Annotated in this window: 26 protein-coding genes and 2 pseudogenes; 12 read left to right on the forward strand and 16 right to left on the reverse strand. The window is 69.1% G+C overall.

The window, feature by feature from the left end; translation table 11 throughout:
• On the forward strand, positions 1–891 hold an 891-nt coding region (locus tag VFV67_RS25505), incomplete at its 5' end, for an NAD-dependent epimerase/dehydratase family protein (protein ID WP_326473174.1).
• Between the two features lie 264 nt (positions 892–1,155).
• Here the strand turns inward: VFV67_RS25505 and VFV67_RS25510 are convergent.
• Together VFV67_RS25510 and VFV67_RS25515 are read right to left on the reverse strand one after the other, a co-directional pair.
• Entirely contained in the window at positions 1,156–2,025 is an 870-nt protein-coding gene (locus VFV67_RS25510; protein WP_326473175.1) for a TIGR03619 family F420-dependent LLM class oxidoreductase, read from the reverse strand.
• Positions 2,022–2,419 (reverse strand): annotated as a pseudogene (locus VFV67_RS25515) (thiolase C-terminal domain-containing protein); the annotation flags it as partial. The gene VFV67_RS25510 and the pseudogene VFV67_RS25515, both read right to left, overlap by 4 nt.
• A 380-nt stretch (positions 2,420–2,799) precedes the next feature.
• On the opposite strand from VFV67_RS25515, the gene VFV67_RS25520 reads away from it, so the two are divergent.
• Together VFV67_RS25520 and VFV67_RS25525 are read left to right on the forward strand one after the other, a co-directional pair.
• A complete protein-coding gene (locus VFV67_RS25520; RefSeq protein WP_326473176.1) occupies positions 2,800–4,164 on the forward strand; it encodes a PucR family transcriptional regulator in 1,365 nt (454 codons plus the stop codon).
• A gap of 139 nt (positions 4,165–4,303) precedes the next feature.
• Positions 4,304–4,789 (forward strand): DNA starvation/stationary phase protection protein, encoded by a 486-nt coding sequence (locus VFV67_RS25525; protein ID WP_326473177.1) that lies wholly within the window; start codon positions 4,304–4,306, stop codon positions 4,787–4,789.
• A 243-nt stretch (positions 4,790–5,032) separates the two neighbouring features.
• On the opposite strand, the gene VFV67_RS25530 is transcribed toward VFV67_RS25525, so the two are convergent.
• The 12 genes from VFV67_RS25530 to VFV67_RS25585 form a co-directional block, all read right to left on the reverse strand.
• The gene (locus VFV67_RS25530) at positions 5,033–5,317 is read right to left on the reverse strand and encodes a recombinase family protein (protein ID WP_326473197.1); all 285 of its coding nucleotides are present in this window, start codon (positions 5,315–5,317) and stop codon (positions 5,033–5,035) included.
• Between the two features lie 176 nt (positions 5,318–5,493).
• Entirely contained in the window at positions 5,494–6,618 is a 1,125-nt protein-coding gene (locus VFV67_RS25535; protein WP_326473178.1) for a hypothetical protein, read from the reverse strand.
• Positions 6,619–6,693: 75 nt separating this feature from the next.
• A complete protein-coding gene (locus VFV67_RS25540) occupies positions 6,694–7,692 on the reverse strand; it encodes a S1C family serine protease (RefSeq protein ID WP_326473179.1) in 999 nt (332 codons plus the stop codon).
• 20 nt (positions 7,693–7,712) lie between these two features.
• Entirely contained in the window at positions 7,713–9,413 is a 1,701-nt protein-coding gene (locus tag VFV67_RS25545; RefSeq protein ID WP_326473180.1) for an FAD-dependent oxidoreductase, read from the reverse strand.
• A complete protein-coding gene (locus tag VFV67_RS25550; protein WP_326473198.1) occupies positions 9,397–9,657 on the reverse strand; it encodes a UBP-type zinc finger domain-containing protein in 261 nt (86 codons plus the stop codon). Before VFV67_RS25550 ends, VFV67_RS25545 begins: the two co-directional genes overlap by 17 nt.
• 2 nt (positions 9,658–9,659) lie before the next feature.
• Entirely contained in the window at positions 9,660–10,130 is a 471-nt protein-coding gene (trxA, locus tag VFV67_RS25555) for a thioredoxin (protein ID WP_326473181.1), read from the reverse strand.
• The gene (gene clpB, locus VFV67_RS25560) at positions 10,127–12,757 is read right to left on the reverse strand and encodes an ATP-dependent chaperone ClpB (RefSeq protein ID WP_326473182.1); all 2,631 of its coding nucleotides are present in this window, start codon (positions 12,755–12,757) and stop codon (positions 10,127–10,129) included. The genes trxA and clpB overlap by 4 nt, the downstream gene beginning before the upstream one ends.
• A gap of 6 nt (positions 12,758–12,763) precedes the next feature.
• Positions 12,764–13,072, reverse strand: coding sequence for a chaperone modulator CbpM (locus VFV67_RS25565; protein ID WP_326473183.1), 309 nt, complete (start codon positions 13,070–13,072; stop codon positions 12,764–12,766).
• Positions 13,069–14,019: a DnaJ C-terminal domain-containing protein gene (locus VFV67_RS25570; protein WP_326473184.1), complete on the reverse strand. Its 951-nt coding sequence runs from the start codon at positions 14,017–14,019 to the stop codon at positions 13,069–13,071. Before VFV67_RS25570 ends, VFV67_RS25565 begins: the two co-directional genes overlap by 4 nt.
• Before the next feature lie 7 nt (positions 14,020–14,026).
• On the reverse strand, positions 14,027–14,518 hold the full coding sequence (locus tag VFV67_RS25575; protein WP_326473185.1) for a nucleotide exchange factor GrpE: 492 nt from the start codon (positions 14,516–14,518) through the stop codon (positions 14,027–14,029).
• 4 nt (positions 14,519–14,522) lie between these two features.
• Entirely contained in the window at positions 14,523–16,421 is a 1,899-nt protein-coding gene (dnaK, locus tag VFV67_RS25580; RefSeq protein WP_326473186.1) for a molecular chaperone DnaK, read from the reverse strand.
• Between the two features lie 32 nt (positions 16,422–16,453).
• Positions 16,454–16,981 (reverse strand): general stress protein, encoded by a 528-nt coding sequence (locus VFV67_RS25585; protein WP_326473187.1) that lies wholly within the window; start codon positions 16,979–16,981, stop codon positions 16,454–16,456.
• Positions 16,982–17,238: 257 nt separating this feature from the next.
• Here VFV67_RS25585 and VFV67_RS25590 point away from each other — a divergent pair, with 257 nt between their 5' ends.
• Positions 17,239–18,918, forward strand: coding sequence for a PucR family transcriptional regulator (locus tag VFV67_RS25590; protein WP_326473188.1), 1,680 nt, complete (start codon positions 17,239–17,241; stop codon positions 18,916–18,918).
• 16 nt (positions 18,919–18,934) lie between these two features.
• On the opposite strand, the gene VFV67_RS36870 is transcribed toward VFV67_RS25590, so the two are convergent.
• The gene (locus VFV67_RS36870; protein WP_414636348.1) at positions 18,935–19,123 is read right to left on the reverse strand and encodes a hypothetical protein; all 189 of its coding nucleotides are present in this window, start codon (positions 19,121–19,123) and stop codon (positions 18,935–18,937) included.
• A gap of 25 nt (positions 19,124–19,148) precedes the next feature.
• On the opposite strand from VFV67_RS36870, the pseudogene VFV67_RS36875 reads away from it, so the two are divergent.
• A pseudogene (locus VFV67_RS36875) lies at positions 19,149–19,429 on the forward strand (molybdopterin cofactor-binding domain-containing protein); the annotation flags it as partial.
• A 7-nt stretch (positions 19,430–19,436) separates the two neighbouring features.
• Here VFV67_RS36875 and VFV67_RS25600 read toward each other — a convergent pair.
• On the reverse strand, positions 19,437–19,817 hold the full coding sequence (locus tag VFV67_RS25600; RefSeq protein ID WP_326473190.1) for a hypothetical protein: 381 nt from the start codon (positions 19,815–19,817) through the stop codon (positions 19,437–19,439).
• A 354-nt stretch (positions 19,818–20,171) separates the two neighbouring features.
• Between VFV67_RS25600 and VFV67_RS25605 the strand changes: the two genes are divergently transcribed.
• The 7 genes from VFV67_RS25605 to VFV67_RS25635 form a co-directional block, all read left to right on the forward strand.
• The gene (locus tag VFV67_RS25605) at positions 20,172–20,594 is read left to right on the forward strand and encodes an SRPBCC domain-containing protein (RefSeq protein WP_326473191.1); all 423 of its coding nucleotides are present in this window, start codon (positions 20,172–20,174) and stop codon (positions 20,592–20,594) included.
• Between the two features lies 1 nt (position 20,595).
• Positions 20,596–20,922 carry a metalloregulator ArsR/SmtB family transcription factor gene (locus tag VFV67_RS25610; protein WP_326473192.1) on the forward strand — a complete coding sequence of 109 codons (327 nt, stop codon included), beginning with the start codon at positions 20,596–20,598 and terminating at the stop codon, positions 20,920–20,922.
• Positions 20,919–21,350, forward strand: a complete 432-nt coding sequence (locus VFV67_RS25615; protein ID WP_326473193.1) for an SRPBCC domain-containing protein — start codon at positions 20,919–20,921, stop codon at positions 21,348–21,350. Before VFV67_RS25610 ends, VFV67_RS25615 begins: the two co-directional genes overlap by 4 nt.
• Positions 21,351–21,373: 23 nt before the next feature.
• Positions 21,374–21,778: a DUF6855 family protein gene (locus tag VFV67_RS25620; RefSeq protein ID WP_326473194.1), complete on the forward strand. Its 405-nt coding sequence runs from the start codon at positions 21,374–21,376 to the stop codon at positions 21,776–21,778.
• Positions 21,779–21,931: 153 nt separating this feature from the next.
• Positions 21,932–22,294: a YciI family protein gene (locus tag VFV67_RS25625; RefSeq protein ID WP_326473195.1), complete on the forward strand. Its 363-nt coding sequence runs from the start codon at positions 21,932–21,934 to the stop codon at positions 22,292–22,294.
• Positions 22,278–23,486, forward strand: a complete 1,209-nt coding sequence (locus tag VFV67_RS25630; protein WP_326473196.1) for an RNA polymerase sigma factor — start codon at positions 22,278–22,280, stop codon at positions 23,484–23,486. Before VFV67_RS25625 ends, VFV67_RS25630 begins: the two co-directional genes overlap by 17 nt.
• A 143-nt stretch (positions 23,487–23,629) precedes the next feature.
• A partial coding sequence (locus tag VFV67_RS25635) for a sigma factor-like helix-turn-helix DNA-binding protein (protein ID WP_414636349.1) occupies positions 23,630–23,799 on the forward strand: 170 nt, incomplete at its 3' end.

A 23,799-nucleotide genomic window follows, 5' to 3' on the forward strand; every position in this document is an offset into this window, starting at 1 on the left:
GGCCGGACCAGCGTCCGGCCGGTGCCCGAGGACGTCGAGAACCTGGTGGCCGACGCGGAGGACGGCGACGCGGTGGCCGCCGCGCTGGCTGGGCGCGAGTTCGACGTGGTCGCCCAGTTCCGGGCGTTCTCGCCTGCACACGTGGCGCGCGACGTCGAGTTGTTCACCGGGCGGACCGGGCAGTACGTGTTCATCTCGTCCGCGTCGGCGTACCAGACCCCGCCGGCGCGGCTGCCGGTCACCGAGTCGACGCCGCTGCACAATGCGCACTGGCAGTACAGCCGCGACAAGATCGCCTGCGAGGACCTGCTGACCGCGGCATGCCGTATGGACGGGTTCCCGGCGACGATCGTGCGCCCGTCGCACACCTATGACCGGACCCTGCTGCCGACCATGGGCGGGTGGACCGACGTGGCACGGATGCGGTCCGGAAAGCCCGCGGTGGTGCACGGCGACGGCACGTCGCTGTGGACGTTGACGCATACGCGGGACTTCGCGGTCGGCTTCGTCGGCCTACTCGGCCACCCGCTCGCGGTCGGCGACACGTTCCACATCACCGGCACGCACGCTCCCACCTGGAACCAGATCTACACCTGGCTCGGCGAAGCCGCGGGCGTGGCCGAGCCGAAACTGGTCCACGTGGCGTCGGAGACCATCGCCCGCGCACTGCCCGAACTCGGCCCCGGCCTGCTCGGCGACAAGGCCCACTCGATGATCTTCGACAACTCGAAGATCACGTCACTCGTACCCGAATTCGGCACCACGATCACCTACCACGACGGCGCCACCGAACAGATCGCCTGGTTCGACGCCCACCCGCAAGCCCAGATCGTGGACACCGACCTCGACGCCACCTTCGACCGCCTCACCAAACACGCCAACTCGATCTGACCCTTCCTGGACCGGGTAGCCGGAGTGCCGAGGACTGGTTGCCCAACACACGCAGGCAGCCGTAGCAGGAGGTCTCCTCACCGCAGTCGCATCCCAATACCTCCGCCGGAGCGTCAGTGCAGTGTGCCGTCGATATCGTCGCGGCTGATTTCCAGTCACTCGGCGGCGCGGCGACGCCGGCCTGGTCGAATTCCTCTCCCCTGCCGACTTCGCGGAGAACGCGGTGATCAGGACCTGTTCCGACCACGGCGTGAACGTCACGGTCTAAAGCTGTGCGATCACCTCGTCGGCGAACCGCTTGAGGCCGTCCTGCTTCGCCGCGAGCGGGCCGTCGAACCCGACGCCGTAGTTCACCCAGGGCATCACGATCGCGTCGGTGACGCCGATGTCCGCCTGCTGGCGGTAGCCGTCGAGGCCGAACCGGTCCAGGCACACCGCCTGGATCTCGAACGGATGATCCGCGCGGCCGTACTCGGCGCGCAGCGCGTGCAGCCGGTCGATCACCACGCGCAGCTCGTCGAAGGTGATCATCGCCGAGGACCAGCCGTCGCCGGTCCGGGCCGCGCGCCGCAGCCCCGGCTCGGTGTGCCCGCCGACGTAGATCGGCACCGGCCGGCGCGGCGCCGGGCTCATCTGTAACCGGTCGAACGCGTAGAACTCGCCCTGGTAGCTCACCATTCCGCCGCCGAGGATCAGCCGAAGGATCTCGATCGCCTCGTCCGCCCGCCGGCCCCGGTGGTCGAACGAGGCTCCGCACCACTCGGACTCCTCCGGCGCCCAACCGAGTCCGACGCCGAGCCCGAACCGGTCGCCGGTCAGGTTCGCCACCGAGCCGACCTGGCGGGCCAGCAGCACCGGGTTGCGCGGGTTGAGCTTGAGCACCTGGGTGTAGAACCGGATCCGGCTGGTGACCGCGCCCATCGCGGCCGCGGCGATCAGCGGGTCGACCCACGGCGTGTCCGCCGTCCAGAACCGCGAACCGTCGACCGTGTACGGATAGGCGCCGGCGGTCCGCTCGGCGAAGAACAGCGAGTCCGGCAGCGCTATCGAGTCGTATCCGTGCTCCTCGGCGGTTCGGGCCAACTCGGTGAGCTGGTCCAGCGGGCTGAGCGCGACGGCGAGGGTGAACTTCATGGTTTCCACGCTCCCACAACCCACATCGCGAAGAACCGCGAGCCGCCGCCGTACGCGTGGCTGAGCGCCCGACGCACGCCGTCCACCCGATGCTCGCCGGCCCGGCCGAGCACCTGCATAGCCGCCTCGGCGAAGCGCAACATCCCGGAGCACCGATCGGATTGGACGACAGCACGCCGCCGGACGGGTTCACCGGCAGCCGTCCGTCCAGCTCGGTCTCGCCGGCCTCAGTGAGCTTCCAGCCCTGCCCCACGGCGGCGAAACCCAGGTTCTCCAACCACATCGGCTCGAACCAGGAGATCGGCAGGTAGATCTCGGCCGCGTCGATCTCGGCCAGCGGGTCGGTGATGCCGGCCACCGCCCACAGCGTCTCGGCCGCGTCCCGGCCGGCCCACGTCGACGAAGGCCCCCGGTGTGCGGCAAGCTGACCATCGCCCTGGACCGCCGTGCGTGGCAGACCGACCTTTCGGTCGGACGCCCGACAGGCGCTTCCCGTACGAACGCCGCCGGAGATTGGAACGACCAGGCCGGATTCGGGACCGTCCGGCAGATCGAGGCACCGACCGCTGAGTAGGCCGTTCGATGATCCACGGCGCAACCACCAGTTGGTAATGTGACCCCATGGATACCTGCATTGCGCAGGTATGCCACAGGGCGGCGTTGAGGTCTCGGACACGTTAACCCCCACGAACTGTGCGCGTTCGTCTGCGCTGCAGAACATGATCACTCGCAACCTCGCCCGGTTCAGCTCACCGTAATCTGGCGCCGGACGCCGTGAGGTTGGCCGCGCCGGTTCCGACCGGTGATGGCTACCTGGTGGTCACCGCGGCGGCCGAGCCGGCCGAACCGGAGATCCGCGGACTCGTCCTACTCGCCGGACAAACCGCACTGGCACTGGAAACCGCGTTCGCGCACCGCCGCGACCGGGACCGGATTCGCTTGCTGCGCGAGGAGAGCGCCGCGGTTAACGACCGGTTGACGACAGTGAAGTCGGACCTGGAGCGCGAGCGGCTGATCCGTCAGAACCTGGGCGGCGCATCCCATACTGGAGAACCGGGCATCGCCCGGGCCCTGCACGCGGTCACCGGACTCCCCGTGGCGATCGAGGATAAGTTCGGCAACCTGCGCGCCTGGGCCGGGCCTGGTCGGCCGGATTCCTATCCGAAACAGAAACCGCAGCAGCGCAACGAGTTGCTACGTGAGCTGACCCGGCGTGGGTCCGTGGTCCGGGTCGGGGACCGCCTGATCGCCCTGGCCCACACCCGCGAGGACATGCTGGGTGTGCTGATCCTGATCGACCCACGACGAACCGCCGGACGCCACGAGGTGCTGGCCCTCGAACACGGCGCCCTGGTGCTGGCCGGCGAACTCGCGCACCAGCACGACATCGCCGAGCTGCAGCGGCGCATGCGCGGCGACCTGGTCGCGGATCTGATCACCGGCACCGACGACGAAACCGCTTACGCCCGATCCCGGGCGATCGATCACGATCTGCAGGGACCGCACCGTGTGGTGGTGATCCGGTGGGCCGGCGGCGAGGCTGGCCTGGCCCGCGCGGCCGCGCACGCCGCGGCCGGTCTCGGGATTGCTTCGCTGGTGTCGACCCGGGACGGAATGACGGTACTGCTGGCCAGGGGCCGACCCGACGGGCGGCAGCTGCACGACGCCCTCGCTCGGCGTCTGTCTACCATGGCCGGCTCGATCGGGATCGGAGGGCGGAGCGACTCCCCCGATCAGTTTCCCCGCTCGTACCAGGAAGCCTTGCTCGCGCTCAACGTGCGATTGGCGTCCCGCTCGCCGCACGGGGCGACATCGTTCGAGGAACTCGGCGTGATGCGCGTGCTGGACACCGACGACGGCGGCACCAAAATCAGGCGGTTCGTCCGGGACTGGCTCGGACGACTGCTGGACTACGACGCCCGCAACCACTCGCAGCTGGTGCGGACCTTGGCCGAACACCTTGACTGCGGCGGCAGTTACGACGAGACCGCCCAGGTGCTGGTGATACATCGCAGCACCCTTCGCTACCGGCTACAACGGATCCGCGAGGTCAGCGGGCTGGACATCAGCACCGCCGACAATCGGCTGCACCTGCACGTGGCTACCCGAGCGTGGCGGATCCTCGATGGAACACCATGATCGGGCCGTATCTCATACCGGATCTGGTCCCGCCTGGTACTCGCGGCCCACGGCCGATGCCGCCACCCGGGCGCTCGGGTGTATGGCCGCCCGGACTGGGTAGCCATTTGGGTACCCGAGTTGTGAGGAGATTCCGCACATGACCAAGTCCCCGATCACCAGTCCGCTCGGTGACGCCGAACGGCAGACGACGGGTGGAATCTTGCAGAGCACCCTTGTCGATCTGCTCGATCTGTCGCTGATCGGCAAGCAGGCGCATTGGAACGTGGTGGGACCGCACTTCCGCAGCGTGCACCTCCACCTCGACGAACTGGTGGGCATCGCCCGGCAGTATGTCGACGAGGTCGCGGAGCGAGCCAACGCGATCGGCGTATCTCCGAACGGCATGGCCCACACCGTGGTGGAAACCTCTGGACTGCCGGACTTCCCGGCCAACTGGGTCTCCGACGGAGAGACGATCGAGAAGATCGTGAACACCCTAGGCGCGTTGGCGGCGCGCCTGCGCGGCCGCATCGACGAGGCCGACAAGTCGGACCTGGTGACCCAGGACCTGCTGATCGAGATCGCCCGCGAGGTGGAGAAGCAGCACTGGATGTGGCAGGCCCAACTAGGCCGTGTCCTGTAATTCATCGGAGCCAGAGGATTTCCTAGGCAGCGGTGTTCTAGTCTCGGACACGTAACCCTACGAACTGCCTGTGTGGGCGTTCGTCGCTTGTCTTATGTGATCAGTTGAAGCCGTGGCTGCCCGGTTGGTGAGCCCATCTCCAGGGGACGGTGCCGTCAGCCGGGGTTGGGGTGGCGTTGATGGCTTGGGCGGCGAGGAAGTCTTCCTCGCCGACCAACGCGGGGTGCGCGCGGTTCTTGGAAATCACCCAGTCCTGCGGCCGGCCGACGGCGCGCCGGCCCACTTCCCTGGCTTGTCGGCGGCAAGGGCGCGGTCGCTCTGTTGGCGGATCCAGACCTGGCGTCCGGTGTAGCGAGGGTTTGCCAGGATCGTGGTGACCGTGCGCAGAGTCCAGCCGACGCCTGTGCGGTGGCGGTTGCGGTCAGGGTCGGCGCGCGACGGGCAGCCAACTCCTCGGAGATTGAGATCGTGGGCAATGCGGGAGGCGCTGTGGCCGGCCAGGCGTTGGGCGAAGATCCCATCGGACATGCTCGGCGGTGGCCGGGTCAGGTTCGAGCCGGTGTAGTCGGCGGCCCCAGCGGGCGTGCGCGGCGTTGGGATGCGGGCCGGCGCCAACCAGACGGTAGCCGTAGGGTGGGCGGCCGCCGAGGTAGCGGCCCTGCTCGACGGTCTGGGTGCGCATCGGGAAGCGAATCTTGGTCAGGTCATTGCCTGTCCGCGGATGTCCGGTCTTCCCGTCTGCGCCGGTTTCGTTCTTGGCGTTCCCGTTCGCGGCGGCTGTAGGTCGCCTTGCGGACGGTTTCCTCGTCCTCCAGGCTCGACCCGAGCGCGCCGGCGACGATCCCGACCGAACTGCACAGCCACACCAGGTTCAGGTACGAACCCAGACCGACCGGGTGTCCGAGCGTCTGCGCGAAATAGCCGCTGTCGATCAGGACGACGGCCGCGATCAGCGCGAGCACGAACAGGATGGCGTACATGCACGCCACCCCAAGCGCCAGCGTGGTCGCCGTGGAAATGTTGTACATCAAGGCCTTGCGTCGCTCGGCGGCCTCGGACGGCCGGTCCCACAGGTGGTTGTACATCATCAACCACACCGTCATGATCAAGACGGTGACCACCGTGATCGCCGCCAGCCGCAGCGGGGCCAGCGCATCCGCGAGCCTCCAGAACGAACTGGTGATGACGCCGTAGGCGGCGGTCCCGGCCGCCGCCGCGGTGGCGCCCGCCAGGTGCGGTACGAGCCGCCACGGACGGTTGTCCCGCACCATCCCCGCCAGCAGCCGTAGCTGGCCACGCAGGCCGACCAGAGCGAGGTGGGTTACGGCGGACCGGTGTCCGCCGGACATCCGCTGCGTCGGGGCCAGCATCTCACGCAACCGTGCCAGCGCCCCCCGCCGGCCGTGATCCCCATCGATCCCGAGCCGCGGCGACACAAGCTGCCGCACCACGCGGATCAGCAACGCCCGTGCCCGATGACGCACCAGGACGGCACCGAGCGCGGGCAGCGAGATCATCGCGACACCGTGCTCGATGTCGATTCCCGCGACGATGGGTTTCGTCCCCGCGCGCCGGGGCAGATCGGTCACCAGGACGAGCAGGTCCCAGTCCCGGTCCCGGCGGTGCCGCTGCGACAACGTGCGCATCGGGATGTCACCGTCTTGGTCCAGCGGCAGCTGCTCTACCCGGTGCTCCACACGCCACCGCGTCGCCCCGCTCACCCGGGCGGCGAACACCCCGGGCAGATCGTCAGCGATCCTCGCCATCACCTGCTCCGGTAGCCCTTCGTCGGCCACCACCCCGACGACCACCTCGTCCGGTCCGTTCATTCCTCACCTCACCCGCCCGCCGGATTCCCCCGGCGGCCCTGGCCAAACTGCGCGCGGTCATGACCGGTGGCTTGGTCAGGGTTGGTTCCCGAGGCTGACGCGCAGCTCGGTGCGGTCGGCACCGCGCACGACCACGAGTGGCACCTGGTCCCCGGGCTTGGTGGAGCGCAGGACATTGGCCAGATCCTGAGGGTTGTGCACGTCGGTGTCGCCGAGCTTGACGATGACGTCACCCGGGCGGACGCCCGTCGCGGCGGCCGGTGAGTTCGGGGCGACGCCGAGGACGAGCGCACCGTCCTGGGTCTTGACGCCGAGACGATCCCGGATGGTCGGGGTCAGCTCCCCCACGGAGACACCGAGATAGGGCTGCCCGACGGTGCGGCCGGAAAGCAGGCGCTCGGCGATGTCCACCGCGGTGCCGGCCGGGATCGCGAACCCGATCGAGACCGCTCCCGCCTGCGGCGGTAGGTAAGCCTCGTTGATGCCGACCACCTGACCCTGGATGTCCAGCAGTGCGCCGCCGGAGTTGCCAGGAGAGATCGGTGCGTCGGTCTGGATGAGATCCGTCGGCGACGGGCCCTGCGCGTCGGCCGGGAGCGATCGGTGCAGGCCGGAGACGATGCCCTCGGTGACCGAGTTCTGCAGCCCCAATGGGCTCCCGATGGCGAGCACCCGACAGGCCTGGCGCGGTTGGTCGTTCCGGAACCGCGCTGGGGTCAGGCCCTTGCGCGCGCTTCGCACGACCGCCAGATCGTTCATGGGGTCGGTGCCGATCACCGTCCCGGCGGATTCACTGCCGTCGGCGTAGCTGATGATCAGGTCGGTGTGGTTCGCCACGACGTGCTGGTTGGTGATGATCACATCCGGTTTGTAGACGACACCGCTGCCGAGCCCGTCCGGATGTCGCAGGGTGACCACGCTCGGCGCGATGTCCTCGACGACGCTCACGAAGCTGCCTTCGTCGCAGGGTTGGTTCGGCGCGGACGCCTGGAACGGCGCTGCGGGCGCGGAGCACGCGGCGGTTATCAGCACCAGCAGTCCGCCGATCGCCGTTGCGCGGTGAGATGTCGTCATCGTCGCCTCCGAGAACGCGATTACCGGTTGATCGGGGTCCTGTTGCCGGACTGTTCGAGGTGCTCGTGCACCAGGCGGATGGCCATCGCGCCCTCGCCGACGGCGGAGGCGACCCGTTTGATTGATCCACTTCGGACGTCGCCGACGGCGAAAACGCCCGGTTGGCTGGACTCCAGCGTGAGCGGGCGGCGTTCGGCCTTGGCCCAGGCGTCCGGGTTCGCCGACACGTCGACGTCGAAGCCGGTGCGGACGAACCCGTGGCGGTCCAGCTCGAGGGTCCCGGTCAGCCATGCCGTGCCTGGCTCGGCCCCGATGAACACGAACATGGCGCGCGCGTCGAGGTTGCGGCGGGCACCGGTCGCGTTGTGCTCCACCACGATGCCGTCGAGGGTGGTGTCACCGAGCAGCTCGCGGACCTCGTGATGCTCGAGGACCTCGATGCGCGGGTGACGTTCGACGTTGTCGATCAGGTACCGGGACATGCTCTTGGTCAGCTCGCTACGGCTGAGCAGGTAGACCTTGGGAACGGTCTCGGCGAGGAACACGGCAGCCTGGCCGGCGGAGTTGCCGCCACCGACCACCGCGACCGGGTCGAGCCGGCACTGTGCGGCCTCGACCTGGGTGGCGGCGTAGTAGACGCAGGTGCCTTCGAACAGGTCGAGGCGACGCACGGCGAGCTTGCGGTACCGGGCGCCAGTCGCGATCACCACCGTGGGTGCGGTGAGCTGGGTTCCGTCGTCGAGGGTCAGCAGGTAATGGCTGTCCCGGCAGCTCAGCGTGGTCGCGGTGACCGCCACGGTGGTGCGCGCGCCGAACTTGCCGGCCTGGATCACGGCTCGCTCGGCCAGCTCGGCACCGGAGATGCCGGACGGGAAACCGAGGTAGTTCTCGATCCGCGGCGAAGTGCCGGCCTGGCCGCCGGTGGCGACGGCGTCGACGACGATCGTGGTCAGACCTTCGGATGCGGCATACACGGCTGCGGCGAGACCGGCCGGCCCGGCACCGACGACCAGCAGATCGCAACTGCCCGGCGCGGCGGCGGCCGCCGGCAGACCGATCATCCTGGCCAGCTCGGCGTTGCTCGGGTTGCGCAGCAGTTGCTCGCCCTTCCAGATGACGACCGGGGTGTCCTCCGGTCGGATCCCGAAGCGGCGCAGCAATGTCTCGGCCTGCTTGTCCCGCTCGGGGTCGATCCACCGGTGCGGCAGCCGGTTGCGGGCGGCGAACTCGCGCAGCCGCTTGGTGTCCGGCGAATAGCACGAGCCGACGATCCGGAAGCCGGCGCCGAGGCCGATCAGCAACGAGCGGCGAATCAGGCAGGCCCGGACGATGACGTCGCCGAGGGTCGGCTCCCGCTCGACCACCGCGCGCAGCCACTCGACGGGGACGGCGAGCACCTCTCCTGGCTCCACGACCACCGCGCTGGAGAAGGCCGTCTGACCTTGCAGCAGGCCGAGCTCGCCGACGAACCGGCCGGCGCCGTGCACCCGGATGATCCGCGCGTCTTGACCGAAACCCTGGACCGTGGCCACTTTGCCGGACAGGATCACGAAGAATTCATCGCAGCGCTCGCCCTCGCTGAACAGCACCTCATCCGGTCGCGTCGTCCGGCGCTCGCCGTGCGCGGCAAGTGTGTCGATCTGGTCCTCGGACAGTCGCGGGAACGCCCCTTGCAGATCGGGTGTCTCCGGCAGCTCCCCCTGCTCAGACAAAGGCTTCATGGACATAGCACCAGCGCCACCTCTCGCCTGGTTCGAGCGACGCGACGATCGGATGGCCGAGGTTGCCGGCGTGCGCCCGCGCGTGCTTGCCGGGTGATGAGTCGCAGCAGCCGACGTGCCCGCAGGTCAGGCAGACCCGCAGATGCACCCAGCGCGTCCCGAGGGCGAGGCACTCCTCGCAGCCCTGCGGCGTGCGCGGCACCACCTGCCGCACCTTCGCCAGGTGTGGATCACCGGTCAACATGGTCACGGGGACCCCTCTCGAAGGTCTGATATGGAGGTCTTGGTCTTGGCGATCGCGGTGTCCACCCACTCGCCCAGCACGTGCGCCGGTGCGGCGCCTGGCTGGCGGGCGATCACCTCTCCCCGGTGCAGCATCAGCAAGGTCGGCACCGCGCGAAGGTCGAACCGCTGGGACAGCCGGGGTGCCTCGTCGACGTTGACCTTGACCAGCTTCAGCCGCCCGGCGCGGTCCCTGGCCACCTGCTCGAGCGCCGGGCTGACCATCCGGCACGGGCCGCACCACGGCGCCCACAGGTCGACCAGGACGAAGATCGTTGCCTGCTCCGCGACCTCGGCGAAGTCGGCGTCCCCGGCGTCGACCATCCACGGCAGCGGCGACCCGCAGTTGCCGCAGCGCGGGTAGCCCGGCCCGGCCGGCTGCACCCGGTTCTGCCGTCCACAGTGTTCGCACCGGACGATCCTGGGGGTGCTCATGTGGACGTTCCCACGAGTGCGTCCTCGAACTGGACGACGAGTTCGTCGTCCCGGGTGTCGACGACGATCGCCCGGCCCTCCTCGATGTCGCCGCGCAGCAGCGCCCGGCCGACCCTGGTCTCCACCTCGTGGGCGATGTAGCGGCGCAACGGCCGGGCTCCGTAGACCGGATCGAACCCGTGCCGGGCGATCAGCGTGCGGGCGTTCTCGGTGACTTGCAGGGCAATGCCCCGGTCGGCCAGCCGCCGGCGCAGCTCCTCGAACTGCAGGTCGACGATCTTCTCGATCTGCGGGAGGCCGAGCGGGGTGAACAGCACGATGTCGTCGACCCGGTTGAGGAACTCCGGCCGGAAGTGCTGGCGCAGCTCGGACATCACCAGTGCGCGGGCGTCCGGCTTGATCTCGCCCTCCGGGGTGACCCCGTCGAGCAGGTGCATCGAGCCGATGTTCGACGTCATGATCAGGATGGTGTTGCGGAAGTCGACGGTGCGGCCCTGTGCGTCGGTGATCCGCCCGTCGTCGAGCACCTGCAGCAGCGTGTTGAACACGTCGGCGTGCGCCTTCTCGATCTCGTCGAAGAGCACCACCGAGTAGGGCTTGCGGCGCACCGCCTCGGTCAGTTGACCGCCCTCCTCGTAGCCGACGTACCCGGGCGGGGCGCCGATGAGCCGGGAGACGGTGTGCCGCTCCTGGTACTCGCTCATGTCCAGGCGAACCAGGTTCTCCTCGGTGTCGAACAGCGCCGCGGCAAGGGTTTTGGCCAGCTCGGTCTTCCCGACCCCGGTCGGGCCAAGGAAGATGAACGACCCGATCGGCCGGCGCGGATCCCGGATCCCCGACCGCGCACGGATGATCGCGTCGGCCACCAGCCGGATCGCCTCGGTCTGCCCGATCACCCGCTCCGCCAGGATCTCGTCGAGCCGGAGCAGCTTGTCCCGCTCCCCTTCCTGCAGGCGGGATACCGGGATCCCGGTCCACGCGGCGACAATCTCGGCGATCTCGTCCTCGGCGACCACCTCGCGCAGCAGCCGGTTCCCACCCTGCTTGACGGCCAGCTTCTCCTCTTCGCCGGCAAGCTTGCGTTCCAGCTCGGTGAGCCTGCCGTAGCGCAGCTCGGCGGCCCGGTTGAGGTCGTAGGCGCGTTCGGCCTCCTCGGCCTCCTGCCGGACCCGCTCGATCTCCTCGCGCAGCTCCTGCACCCGGCGGATCGCCTGCCGCTCGGCCTCCCACTGCGCGCGCATGGCATCGGCCTGGGCCCGCAAGTCTGCCAGCTCCTTGCGCAGCTCCTCGAGACGCGCCTGGCTGGCGTTGTCCTTCTCCTTGGACAGCGCGGCGTCCTCGATCTCCAGACGCATCACCCGGCGGGTGATCTCGTCCAACTCGGCCGGCATCGAGTCGATCTCGGTGCGTAGCCGGGCGCAGGCCTCGTCGACCAGGTCGATCGCTTTGTCGGGCAGGAACCGGTCGGTGATGTAACGGTGGCTCAGCATCGCGGCCGCCACCAGCGAACCGTCCTGGATCCGAACCCCGTGGAACACCTCGAGACGCTCCCGCAGTCCGCGCAGGATCGAGATGGTGTCCGGCACGCTCGGCTCGTCGACCAGCACGGTCTGAAAACGCCGCTCCAGCGCGGCGTCCTTCTCGATGTGCTTGCGGTACTCGTCCAGCGTGGTCGCGCCGATCATGTGCAGTTCACCGCGGGCCAGCATCGGCTTGAGCATGTTGCCCGCGTCCATCGCTCCCTCGGCGGCACCGGCACCGACGACCGTGTGCAGTTCGTCGACGAACAGCAGGATGCGGCCCTCGCCGGCCTTCACCTCGGCCAGCACGGCCTTGAGCCGCTCCTCGAACTCACCGCGATATTTGGCGCCGGCCACCAGCGCGGCCAGGTCGAGGGCGAAGATTGTCTTGTCCCGCAACCCTTCCGGCACATCCCCGCGGACGATCCGCTGCGCCAGCCCCTCCACGATCGCGGTCTTGCCCACCCCCGGATCACCGATCAGCACCGGGTTGTTCTTGGTCTTCCGGGACAGGATCTGGATCACCCGGCGAATCTCCGCGTCCCGCCCGATCACCGGATCCAGCTTCCCCGAGCGCGCCTCGAGCACGAGGTCCCGCCCGTACTTCTCCAACGCCTCGTACGCCACCTCCGGGTTGGCCGAGGTCACCCGCTGGTTGCCGCGGATCGAGGTCAGCTCGGAAAGGAAGGACTCCCTGGTGACGCCGCGCTGTTTGAGCAACCTGCCGGCCGTGCTCGCCGAGCCCTCGTCGGCCAGCGCGAGCACCAGGTGCTCGACCGAGACGTACTCGTCCTTGAGCCGCTTGGCCTCCCGCTCGGCGGCCTCCAGCAGCGTGGCGAGTCTCCTGGTGACGTAGACCTGTCCGGGTGTCGTCCCGGGACCGGTCACCTTCGCCTTGCGGGCAAGGTCGGTCTCGACGTCGGCGCGCAACGCCTCGACGTCGACACCCGCTCCGGCGAGCAGGCGGGGCGCCAGGCCGTCCTGCTGGTCGAGCAGGGCGGCCAGCAGGTGCTCACCGTCCACTTCGGTGTGGCCGTGCCGCGTGGCGATGGACTGCGCCTCCTGCAACGCTTCCTGGGACTTCTGGGTAAGCCGGTTCATGTCCATGGAAGTTCAGCCTCCGGTGGTCTGCCGTGCCCGGCTTGCCCGCAGCTCGGCCTCGAGCGTCTCGATGCGGTCCAGCAGGTCGAGCACGAGCCCGATCGCGTTGTAGTTCAAGGAAAGTCCGGCATGCAGCCGCTGGATCCTGGCCACCGTCACGGGTGCGGTCACGGCGAACCACAGCTGGCCCGCCGCGTCTCGGGAGGCGTCCAGCAGGCTGAGCGCGACGAACCTGCGGATCAGCTCGGGGTGCAGGCCGGTGCTTCTGGCCAATGTGGTCACGCTGAGCCGGCGGGGACGAGCCAGCGCGTAGGCGTTCATCGCTGCCTCCTCGGGTCGAAGGTCGACTCGGCGGCCAGCCGCTCGAACAGCTCCCGCTCCCGCCTGGTCGGCTTGGGCGGGACCATGATCCGGACCTCGACGTACAAGTTTCCCGGTGTGCCACGGGAATTGGGCATGCCCTGACCCCGCAACCGAAGCCTGCGCCCACTCGACGAGCCCGCCGGCACCTTGACCTTCACCTCGCCGCCGGGCGTGCTGACCGGCACCGTGGCCCCGAGCGCGGCCTCCCACGGCGTCACCGGAACGTCGACGGTGATGTCGCGGCCGGACAGCCGGTAGTTGCGGTCCGGCTTGATCCGCACGATCAGGTAAAGGTCACCGCTCGATGCGTTGCCACTGCCCTGCCCACCTTGACCGGCCAGCCGGATCCGTTGCCCGTCGACGACTCCCGGCGGGATCGTGACGTCGTAGGTCCGTTGCCCGGCCGGCCCGGCCAGGCTCACCTTGCGGTGGCCGCCCCGATAGGCCTCCTCGACGGACAGCTCGAGCTCCGCCTCCTGGTCGGCCCCCGGGATCGGCCCGCCACCGGACCACCCTGACCGGCCACCGAACATGCCACCAAGCAGGTCGTCGATGTCGATGCCGCCGAAACCTTGTCCAAAGTGGACATCGTCGCCGACGTCGACCCGGACGCCACCGCCGCCGCGCGAGCCGCCGGACCGGAACCGCTGCCCCGCGGTCACCCGCTCGTCGAAATCCTCGGGCACCTGGCGGAAGTCGGCGCCGAACCGGTCGTAGCGCTTCCTGGTCGCCGGATCGGAGAGCACGTCGTAGGCCTCGCTGACCTCCTTGAACCTCTCCTCGGCGCCCGGGTCCCGGTTCACGTCCGGGTGATAGGTCCTGGCGAGCTTGCGGTATGCCTGCTGCACCTCCTCGGGGCTGGCATCCCTCGACACCCCGAGCACCTCGTAGAAGTCACCTGCCACCGCCCGCTCACTCCTGCCGGCTGACCGTCACCGCGGCCGGTCGCAGTTGCCGTTCCCCGTTGCCGTAGCCGGGCCGCAGCACGTCCACAACGGTGCCCGGCGGGACATCGGGCGCGTCCACCGCGGCGACCGCCTCGTGTCTGGCGGTGTCGAACGGGACGCCCGTCTGGTCCTCCCGGCGGTAGCCGAGCGCGTCGAGAAGTGCGACCGCCTGATCGCGGACCGCCGCGACCCCGGCCACGATCGCGCCGGGATCGGCCTCGGCGTGGGCGAGCGCGCGCTCGAGGTCGTCGAGCACCGGCAGCCACGCGGCGGCGACCCGGTCCCGTTCGACGGCCCGCTCGCGCCGCAGCTCCCTGGCGTAGCGTTTGCGCAGGTTGTCGAGATCCGCGACCGCTCGCCGCCAGCGGTCCTCCAGCTCAGCGAGGTCGAGGGATGGTGCCGCCGGCGCCGGGTCCTCCAGCGTCGGCGGCTGCTCCGAGTGGTGTTGGGTGGACATCGCGTCAGCTCCGGTCGAACTCGGCGTCGATGACGTCCTCGTCGGATGCGGGTTGGGTGCCCGCGGCACCGTTGTCCTCGCGCGGCGATCCCGTGTGGCCGTTGCCGGTCGGCCGGGCGGCCGCGAGGCCGTGGTAGAGCTGCTGCAGCTCTGCGGTCAGCGACCGCACCCGGTCCAGCGGCGCCTCGTTCTTGACAGCGTCCCGGGCGTCGTTGATCAGCATCTCGGCGCGGGCCCGGTCGTGCGCCGCCGCGGCATCGCCGAGCTCGGCCAGCCGCCGCTCCACCTGGTAGGCCACCGAGTCCAGCTCGTTGCGGGCGTCGACGGCCTCGCGTACGGCCTTGTCGTCGGCCCGGTGCCGCTCGGCCTCGGCCATCATCCGCTCGACCTCGCCGGGGTCGAGGTTGGATGCCTCGCTGATCTCGATGCCCTGTTCGGCGCCGGTGTCCTTGTCGCGTGCCTTGACGTGCAGGATGCCGTTGGCGTCCACATCGAAGGTGACCTCGACCTGCGGCTCACCGCGCGGCGCCGGACGGATGCCGGTCAGCTGGAACCGGCCGAGCACCCGGTTGTCCGCGGCCCGCTCGCGTTCTCCTTGCAGCACAACGACGTCCACCGCCGGCTGGTTGTCCTCCGCCGTGGAGAACACCTCGGTGCGCCGGGCCGGGATCGTCGTGTTCCGCTCGATGATCTTCGTCATCACCCCGCCTCGGGTCTCAACCCCCAGGGACAGCGGGGTGACGTCGAGCAGCAGGACGTCGGAGACCTCGCCCTTGAGCACTCCGGCCTGGATCGCCGCGCCGATCGCGACGACCTCGTCCGGGTTGACCGTCATGTTCGGGTCCTTACCGCCGGTCAGCCGCCGCACCAGGCTCTGCACGGCCGGGATCCGGGTCGAGCCGCCAACGAGGATCACCTCGTCGATGTCATCCGGGCCGACCTTGGCGTCGGCCATCGCCTGCTGCACCGGGCCGAGACAGCGCTGCACCAGGTCATGGGTCAGCTCGTCAAAGGTGGACCGCCGGATCGTGGTGGTCAGATGTTTCGGTCCGGAAGCGTCAGCGGTGATGAACGGCAGGTTCACCTGCGTCTGGGTCACCGAGCTGAGCTCGACCTTCGCCTTCTCCGCCGCCTCGAACAACCGTTGCAGCGCCTGCGGATCCTGACGCAGGTCGATGCCGTTGTCCTTCTGGAACTCGTCCGCGAGGTGGTCGACCAGCCGGCGGTCGAAGTCGTCACCGCCGAGATGCCCGTCGCCCGCGGTGGCCCGGACCTCCACCACGCCGTCACCGACGTCGAGCAGGCTGACGTCGAAGGTGCCGCCGCCGAGGTCGAAGACCATCACGGTCTCGTGGCTCTTCTTGTCCAGCCCGTAGGCCAGCGCGGCCGCGGTTGGCTCGTTGATGATCCGCAGCACGCCGAGTCCGGCGATCTTGCCGGCGTCCTTGGTGGCCTGGCGTTGTGCATCGTTGAAGTAGGCCGGCACGGTGATCACCGCCTCGGTGACCTTCTCACCGAGGAACTTCGACGCGTCGTCGACCAGCTTGCGCAGCACCTGCGCGCTGATCTCCTCCGGCGAGTACAACTTCCCGTGCACCCGGAAGCGGGCCAGACCTCCCGGCCCCTCGACGACATCGAACCCGACGGCCTTGGCCTCCTCGGAGATCTCGTCGTAGCGGCGCCCGATGAACCTTTTCGCCGAATAGATCGTCCCCTTCGGGTTCAGGATCGCCTGCCGCCGGGCCATCTGCCCGACCAGGCGCTCGCCGCTCTCCGTGAACGCGACCACCGAGGGCGTGGTGCGCGATCCCTCGGCGTTGGGAATCACGGAAGCCTCGCCGCCTTCCCAGGCCGCGATCACGGAGTTGGTCGTACCGAGGTCGATACCGACTGCCTTGGGCATTGCTGCTCCTTGTCGTATCCGGTTCCGGTCGATTACCTGGCGATCGCGGTGTGCGGTCCCGCACGCTGGCCGAGCAGCCGGGCTGCCTCGTCGGCCACCTCGGGGTCGACCTGAACCTCGTAGCTGCTCGGCATCATCAGACGAATCGAGGAGAAGTCCCGGCGCCCGCCCTGCAACGCGTAGGCGATCAGCCCGAACACCGCGCCCACGACGGCACCGAAGATCAACCCGTACGCGGCCAGCACGAGACTTGCCACCAGCGGCTGGACCCAGTTGAACAACCCGAAGAGCCAACCGATCAGCGCTCCGACCAGCGCGCCGGACCCAGCGCCGTGCAATGCCGCCCGGCCCCAGTTGAGCCTGCCGACGACCTGCTCGACCATTTTCACGTCATTGCCGACGATGGCCACGTGCTCGACCGGGAACCGCTGGTCGGCCAGGTGGTCCACCGCACGCTCGGCCTCGCCATAGCTGGCGAATGTGGCGACCGTGCGCCGCAGCTGGGCGCCGGGGGGATCCGTCGCGGAGTGTCCGTTTGCCTCGTCATTCATGAGTGTCATGGCGTTTGCTCCGTTGTCCTTGTCGGCCAATGGCAGCTCACCGAAACGGTCCGGCCACATGGGCCAAGAATCGTTGTGCTCTATCTGTCGGGACGTGGTTGACCCGTGAATGTCCACCTTGGCCACGAGCGGATTCGCGTCGGTAACCTTTTGCAGCACACGGAGGATGGCAGAATCCCGGATAGCGCGCGTGCCCCTGCCAGGTTGAATTCGCCGACGCGGCTCGCGCTGACAGGTCGAAAGCTCAGCCTGTAGGCATGGTCACCAGCGGGTACCGTGAGAGCGTGGCTTCTGCCGGGCCGAGGAACGCGAACTCGTGGGGACGACCCCACCGCTCCGATCTGCGCAGTCTTTTAGTGCTGTCCATCAAGATGTTCAGCGACCGTGACGAGGAGCACATCCTAACGCTGGCCATGACCGCGGTCGCCTCCCTCGGCTCGTGTGTTGCCGAGGCCGGCTATCTGGTCCGCGACAAGTCGCTGGTGCCGGTGTCTTCCGGGCAAAAGCCGAACCATGCGCTCGACGACGCCGTGCAAGCCCTCGGCGGCGAGGACGGCGCGGTCACCACCGACGATGGTGCCTGGCGCTGGGCGTTCGCGTTGCGGCGGACCGGCGCGCCGGGCGGCTACCTGGTGGTACGCGCCCCCTCCGAGCCGTCCCGTGACGAGATCTTTCTGCTCAACGCGCTCGCCCAGCAGACCGCGGCGGCGATGTCGAACGCGTCGCTGCGCCGGTTGTACGAGGAACGTGCCACGGGGAACGCCCAGCTCCTGCAGACGGTGTTCGACCTGGAACGGCGCTGCCAGGTGCACGAGGTGCTCATCAGAGCGATCACCACGGACGGTGAGCAGGGTATCGCCGATGCGCTGTCGGAGCTGACCGGACGCCCGGTCGCGGTCGAGGACCGGTTCGGGAACCTGCGGGCCTGGGCGGGTCCGGGCTGCCCGGACCCCTACCCGAAGCCGGCGGCGGAACGACGGGAGGAGGAGCTGCGCCGGGCGATCCGGCAGGGCGGCTCGATCCGGCAGAAGGATCGCATGCTTGTCCTGGTCCAGCCGCGCGAGGAGATCCTCGGCGTGCTCGCGCTCATCGATCCCGAGAACACGGTCGATGCTCACGAGATGTTGGTTCTCGAACACGGCGCGATGCTGCTGGCGCTGGAGTTCACCCATCAGCACAAGCTTGCCGTGGTCGAGCTACGGCTGCGGCGCGAGCTGGTGGACGACCTGATCACCGGCACCGACGACGCGAGTGCCTACGCGCGGTCCGAGGCGGTGAGCCACGACCTGCGCGGGGCCCACCATGTCGTGGTACTGCGCTGGCCCGGGCTGAGTGACGACAAGTTGATCCGCGCTGTCGAGCACACCGCGGTCGGTCTGCAGCTGAAGATCCTGGTCGCCAGGGGATCGAAGCTGGTGGTGGTCCTCGTCCGTGGCCGACCGGACGTCCAGGCGCTGTACCGGGCGATCGGCAGAGAGCTCGGTACCACCACCGGCGCGATGGGCGTAGGCGGCCGCTGTGACTCCCCGGCCGACTTCCCCCGGTCGTACTTCGAAGCGGTCACGGCGTTGGAAATCCGGCTGATGTCGCGAAGCCCGGAGGGGGCCTCGTCCTACGACGAGCTCGGCGTGTTCCGCATCCTGCACACCGGCGAAGACGGCACCGAGATCGAGCGGTTCGTGCACGACTGGCTCGGCGCCCTGATCGACTACGACTCCCGCCGCAACGCCGACCTGGTGCCGACACTGTCCCACTACCTTGAATGCGGCGGGAACTATGACCAGGCGGCAGCGGCGCTGCTGATCCACCGGAGCACACTGCGATACCGGCTGCAGCGCATCCGCGAGATCACCGGTTTCGACCTCGCCGACGTCGACCAGCGCCTCAACCTGCATCTGGCCACCCGGGCACAGAAAGTGCTCCAAGGAACCCCGTGAGTACCCGCCGAGAGCGCTACCGGGTGCTGACCCCGCTGTCCGCCGCACCACGCTGACCTGGGTCGAACGCCACTTCGGCTACGGCATCGCCCGCGCCGGCCACACCGACACCACCACCACCTACATCAAAGCCACCCTCCACGAAGTCGCCACCGCCCTGGCCGCGATGACCGGCCAACCCGCCGGCGTCGAAGATCCCGATCATCCGGCCAGCACCCGGCCGTTGGTGTACCACGTACATGCGGGCACCCGGCGAGGCGTCCGGGTCGTTCGCGCTGAAAGCGCGATGGACGAGTTGGCCCTCGCGCTGAACATGGACCCGATCGAACTGCGGCTGCGCAACAACTTCACCGGTGCGCACCGACCTGTTGGTCGGGCAAGTACCTGGACGAGTGCTACCGCATCGGCGCGGCCCGGTTCGACTGGGCCGACTGTGGCCCGCACGGCCGCACCGATGGCGACCGGCTGGTCGGCATGGGCATGGCCACCGGCCATGTTCCCCGCCCTGCGGTGAGGCGTCAGGTCGTGCCGCCCGACTCCCGCTCGAGCCGGTCGACCTTCCTGTGCAGGCCGTTGATCCGGTCCCGCATCCGGTCGAGTTCCTGGTTGGCCGTGAAGATGCCGTCCGCCGACAGCACGCACGCCCGTACCGCGACCACCAGCAACGGCAGCACCGTGCCGACCAGAATGATCACCGTCAACACGACATGCCGGGTGATCGCGGCCGAGCACCCCTCGGACGGGTCGAAGGAGTAGAAGTACTCGCCGTCGCAGAGCACCTCGGTCCCGGTGAAGTCTTCCGTCACCGGCCTGAAGAAGAACACTCCCGCCCCGATCACACCGAGGACGGCGAGCGGGAACGACCACACCAACGGCCGGGTGACAGTAGTGGAGAACATCGCCGAAATCTACCGACGAAACCGACCCGAGTGTCCCAAATCGACGATCGCGACCGCGGCACCATGCTGCCCACCGAACACTGCTGGCCTGCTTCGCCTCCCAAAACGCCATCCGCGACTACCTGGCCGACGGCCCGCTACTGGTCCCCGCCATGCCGTGGTCGCCTACGCCGAGCCTTTCGAGGTGGTCCGGGAACGCGTCGACGTGGTCATGCCCGCACGAATCGACGTGATCCTGGGCCAGTACGTCCTGAGTGCCGCCGAGCACCGGCATGAGCGGACCCGCTGACCAATCCGTCAACCGTGCGTTACGGTAACCTTCGGTTTACGGATGCGGCGATGAGGAGGTCGACGGTGGCAGCGAGCTACGCGGTGCGCAGAACGATCAACGCGAGTCCGGACAAGGTGTGGGCGGTGTTGACCGACGCGGCGGGTTATCCGGAGTGGAATACCGCGGTGGTGTCGTTGCGGGGTCGGATCGCTCTCGGTGAGAAGGTCAAGCTGGTGTCGGTCGTCGACCCCAAGCGGACCTTCACCCTCAAGGTCGCCGAGTTGGACCGGCCGCACCGGATGGTGTGGGCGAGCGGAATGCCGTTCGGGCTCTTCAAAGGCGTGCGAACCTATGAGTTACGCCCGAACGGCAATGACGGCACCGAGTTCGCCATGGCGGAGGAGTTCAGCGGACCGCTCGCGCCGATGATCACCAAGGCGATCCCGGACCTGACCGAGTCCTTCGAGCAGTGGGCCGACGGGCTCAAACAGGCGTCCGAGGGCTGACATGGCGCACGGTCTGCACCGCTCGGCCCTCGACGCGCTCGGCGATGCCAACCGGCGGTCGATCCTGGAGATCCTCAGCGGCGGGGCGGCCTCGGTGCAGCAGATCGCCGACCGGTTGCCGATCAGCCGCCCGGCGGTGTCCCGACACCTGCGGGTGCTCAAGGCGGCCGGACTGGTCGGCGACCACCCGGACGGGACCCGCCGCGTCTACCACCTGCGCGACGAGGGCGTCGAAGCCGTACGCGAGTACTTCCGCACGGTCTGGGGCGATGCGGCGGCCCGGTTCCGGATCACCGTGGAGAACACGACGCCAGAGGACCAGGCGTGACCGAGCCACTGGTGGTCGAGTTCGAGGTCGACGCGCCGCGCGGGCACGCGTTCGACACCTGGACGGCACGCTGCGGGCTGTGGTGGCCGAAAAGCCACACCGTCAGCGGCGACCCGGCGGCGATCACCTTCCAGCCACGGCCGGGCGGGCGGATCTTCGAACGCGCCGCCGACGGCACCGAGCACGACTGGGGCGAGGTGCTCGACTGGGAACCACCCGGCCGGCTGCGCTACCTCTGGCATCTGTTCTTCGACCGGAGCGAGGCAACCGAGGTCGAGATCACCTTCACCGAACAAGGCGGCCGCACTCTGGTGCGCATCGAGCAGACCGGCTGGGACCGCCTCGGCGAGGCCGGCCCACCCCGCCGCGACAAGACCCGACAGGCATGGACTGCGATCGGCGAGCAGTTCCGCCGCGCATGCCAATGAAGCACGATCACGAAAGGATCCCGATGCCCGCAGGTACCAAAGCAGACCCCTGGCAGCTCACCACCGCGCCGGGCACCTCTCGGTACACCATGTACCGCGACGAGCAGGCCGACCCACCGGCCCTGATCTGCCAGGTCGGCTCCACCACCCTGAAATACCACCTGCGGGCCATCGAAGATCTGCACACATGGCTTGCCGCCCAAGCAGACTGGGTCGATCTTGGGGCCGCGGACGAGAAGAAGCCCGCCGCGCCGGGCACCGTCGAAGAATGGGGACGGTCCCCGGACAACCCGGTCGGCGGGTGGTACGGGCTACGCAACGGCTACCGCGGCCGATTCGGCATGTACCTGCCCCCGCTGCTGGAAGCACTCGGTCTCGCCGAGCTCACCCACCAGGCACGCAACAACCAGATCCGCGCGATCACCTGACCCGTGCCACGTGGGAACCCACGGCACGCCGAGCGGGGTGGATCTGGCAGGCACAGACCCCTGAGTTGGGGTGGGGTGTCGATGTGGGCGAGGCTCGTTCGGAGTAAGGGGTGAGTGGCGGGAAGTGCCCGCCCGGTGAGGAGGAGCATCACCATGACGCACTACCTGCTGTCGGTGCACCGCGTGGCCGGCGAGGTCGGCCAGCCGGTGACCGAGGAGCAGCTGCGGCAGTCGTACCAGCGGCTCGGTGTGATCGAGGCGGAGCTGAAGTCGACCGGCGCGTGGGTGTTCTCCGGGCGGTTGCACGAACCCGACACCGCCACGGTGGTGCGCCAGTCCGGCGGAACGCTGCTCACCAGCGACGGGCCGTTCGTGGAGTCCAAGGAGCACCTCGGCGGCTTCTACATCATCCAGGCCAAGGACCTCGACGAGGCGCTCGCCTGGGCAGGCCGGGTCACCGCCGCCATCGGTGCGCCGATCGAGGTCTGGCCGTTCGCCGATGCCCAAGGAGCCTGACCAGGCGGCGATCGGCCGGATCTTCCGGGAGGAAGCCGGCCGCACCGTGGCCACCCTGATCCGCGTCTTCGGTGATATCGATTTGGCCGAAGACGCGGTCCAGGACGCCTTCGCCATCGCGGTGCGCAAATGGACGGACCACGGTCTGCCACCCAACCCCGGCGGCTGGATCACCACCACCGCGCGCACCTGCGCCATCGACCGACTCCGCCGCCAGGCACGCGGCCGGCAACTACTCGGCCAGATCGCCGCGCTCGCCCCCGGCCAGGCCGATCCGGCCGATCCCGAGGAGGTGGGACCCGTGCCGGACGACCGACTACAGCTGATCTTCACCTGCTGCCACCCGGCGCTGTCCCCCGAGGCACAGGTCGCGCTCACGCTGCGGTTGCTCGGCGGCCTGTCCACCACCGAAGTCGCCCAAGCGTTCCTGGTCGCCGAGCCGACCATGGCCCAACGCCTGGTCCGCGCCAAACGCAAGATCACAGCAGCCCGCATCCCCTACCGCGTGCCGGACGAACACGAGCTGCCCGACCGGCTGCGACCCGTGCTCGCCGTCGTCTACCTCCTCTACACCACCAACCTGCCCGCCGAAGCCATCAGACTGGCGCGGATCCTGGCCACCCTGCTACCCGACGAACCCGAAGTCGCCGGACTGCTCGCCCTGCTGCTGCTCACCGAATCCCGCCGCGCCGCCCGCACCCGGCCCGACGGCACCCTCGTCGTGCTCGCCGAACAAAACCGCCGGCACTGGGACCGAGCCCTCATCGACGAAGGCCAGGCCATCCTGCGCACCTGCCTACGCCGCAACCAACCCGGCCCCTACCAACTGCAAGCCGCCATCAACGCCGTGCACGCCGACGCCCCCACCGCCGACCACACCGACTGGCCCCAGATCCTCACCCTCTACAACCATCTGCTGGCCATCGCGCCCACTCCGGTCGTCGCCCTCAACCGCGCCATCGCCCTCGGCGAGATCCACGGCCCAGCCGCCGCACTCACCCTGGTCGACCAACTCGACCTGGACAGCTACTACGCCTACCACGCCACCCGAGCCGACCTCCTACACCGACTCGGCCACACCAGCCAAGCCACCACCGCCTACCAACGCGCCGCCGCCCTGGCCCCCACCCCAGCCGAACGCGACTTCCTCAGACACGGCGGCCGAGCAGGCCAGTCCCGGGACGGACGATGATCCACGAGGACGGCTGACGTCCGGCCCAGCGGGCTGGTGCGCCGCCACCCGACGAGATCGCCCGCGTTCAGGTTCGACCCCGCCAACGACCGGCGGCCACACCGCCAGCACACCCCGGGCCCGCTTCGTGGAAGGCGCGACCGGTGACTCGTCGGTGGTGTCGGCGGCCGGCGCTACCCGCCACCCAGCGGGCCGCGCTGATCCTGCGCGACGTGCTGACCTTCACCAGCGGCGAGGTCGCCGAGCTGCTGGACACCACCGTCGCCGCGGTCAACAGCGCGCTGCAACGCGCCCGCGCCACCATGGCCACCGC

Source organism: Actinophytocola sp. (genome assembly GCF_035762905.1).
GTDB lineage: Bacteria > Actinomycetota > Actinomycetes > Mycobacteriales > Pseudonocardiaceae > DASYTH01.

Coding starts and splice junctions, on each gene's coding strand:
- VFV67_RS25575 (WP_326473185.1), bottom strand. CDS start 14,518: ATGTCCACCCAACACCACTCGGAGCAGCCGCCGACGCTGGAGGACCCG.
- VFV67_RS25630 (WP_326473196.1), top strand. CDS start 22,278: ATGCCCAAGGAGCCTGACCAGGCGGCGATCGGCCGGATCTTCCGGGAG.
- VFV67_RS25545 (WP_326473180.1), bottom strand. CDS start 9,413: ATGAAGCCTTTGTCTGAGCAGGGGGAGCTGCCGGAGACACCCGATCTG.
- dnaK (WP_326473186.1), bottom strand. CDS start 16,421: ATGCCCAAGGCAGTCGGTATCGACCTCGGTACGACCAACTCCGTGATC.
- VFV67_RS25550 (WP_326473198.1), bottom strand. CDS start 9,657: ATGTTGACCGGTGATCCACACCTGGCGAAGGTGCGGCAGGTGGTGCCG.
- VFV67_RS36870 (WP_414636348.1), bottom strand. CDS start 19,123: ATGATCGGGATCTTCGACGCCGGCGGGTTGGCCGGTCATCGCGGCCAG.
- VFV67_RS25510 (WP_326473175.1), bottom strand. CDS start 2,025: ATGAAGTTCACCCTCGCCGTCGCGCTCAGCCCGCTGGACCAGCTCACC.
- trxA (WP_326473181.1), bottom strand. CDS start 10,130: ATGAGCACCCCCAGGATCGTCCGGTGCGAACACTGTGGACGGCAGAAC.
- VFV67_RS25585 (WP_326473187.1), bottom strand. CDS start 16,981: ATGACACTCATGAATGACGAGGCAAACGGACACTCCGCGACGGATCCC.
- VFV67_RS25525 (WP_326473177.1), top strand. CDS start 4,304: ATGACCAAGTCCCCGATCACCAGTCCGCTCGGTGACGCCGAACGGCAG.
- VFV67_RS25530 (WP_326473197.1), bottom strand. CDS start 5,317: ATGTCCGATGGGATCTTCGCCCAACGCCTGGCCGGCCACAGCGCCTCC.
- VFV67_RS25590 (WP_326473188.1), top strand. CDS start 17,239: ATGGTCACCAGCGGGTACCGTGAGAGCGTGGCTTCTGCCGGGCCGAGG.
- VFV67_RS25600 (WP_326473190.1), bottom strand. CDS start 19,817: ATGTTCTCCACTACTGTCACCCGGCCGTTGGTGTGGTCGTTCCCGCTC.
- VFV67_RS25565 (WP_326473183.1), bottom strand. CDS start 13,072: ATGAACGCCTACGCGCTGGCTCGTCCCCGCCGGCTCAGCGTGACCACA.
- VFV67_RS25535 (WP_326473178.1), bottom strand. CDS start 6,618: ATGAACGGACCGGACGAGGTGGTCGTCGGGGTGGTGGCCGACGAAGGG.
- VFV67_RS25620 (WP_326473194.1), top strand. CDS start 21,374: ATGCCCGCAGGTACCAAAGCAGACCCCTGGCAGCTCACCACCGCGCCG.
- clpB (WP_326473182.1), bottom strand. CDS start 12,757: ATGGACATGAACCGGCTTACCCAGAAGTCCCAGGAAGCGTTGCAGGAG.
- VFV67_RS25625 (WP_326473195.1), top strand. CDS start 21,932: ATGACGCACTACCTGCTGTCGGTGCACCGCGTGGCCGGCGAGGTCGGC.
- VFV67_RS25610 (WP_326473192.1), top strand. CDS start 20,596: ATGGCGCACGGTCTGCACCGCTCGGCCCTCGACGCGCTCGGCGATGCC.
- VFV67_RS25540 (WP_326473179.1), bottom strand. CDS start 7,692: ATGACGACATCTCACCGCGCAACGGCGATCGGCGGACTGCTGGTGCTG.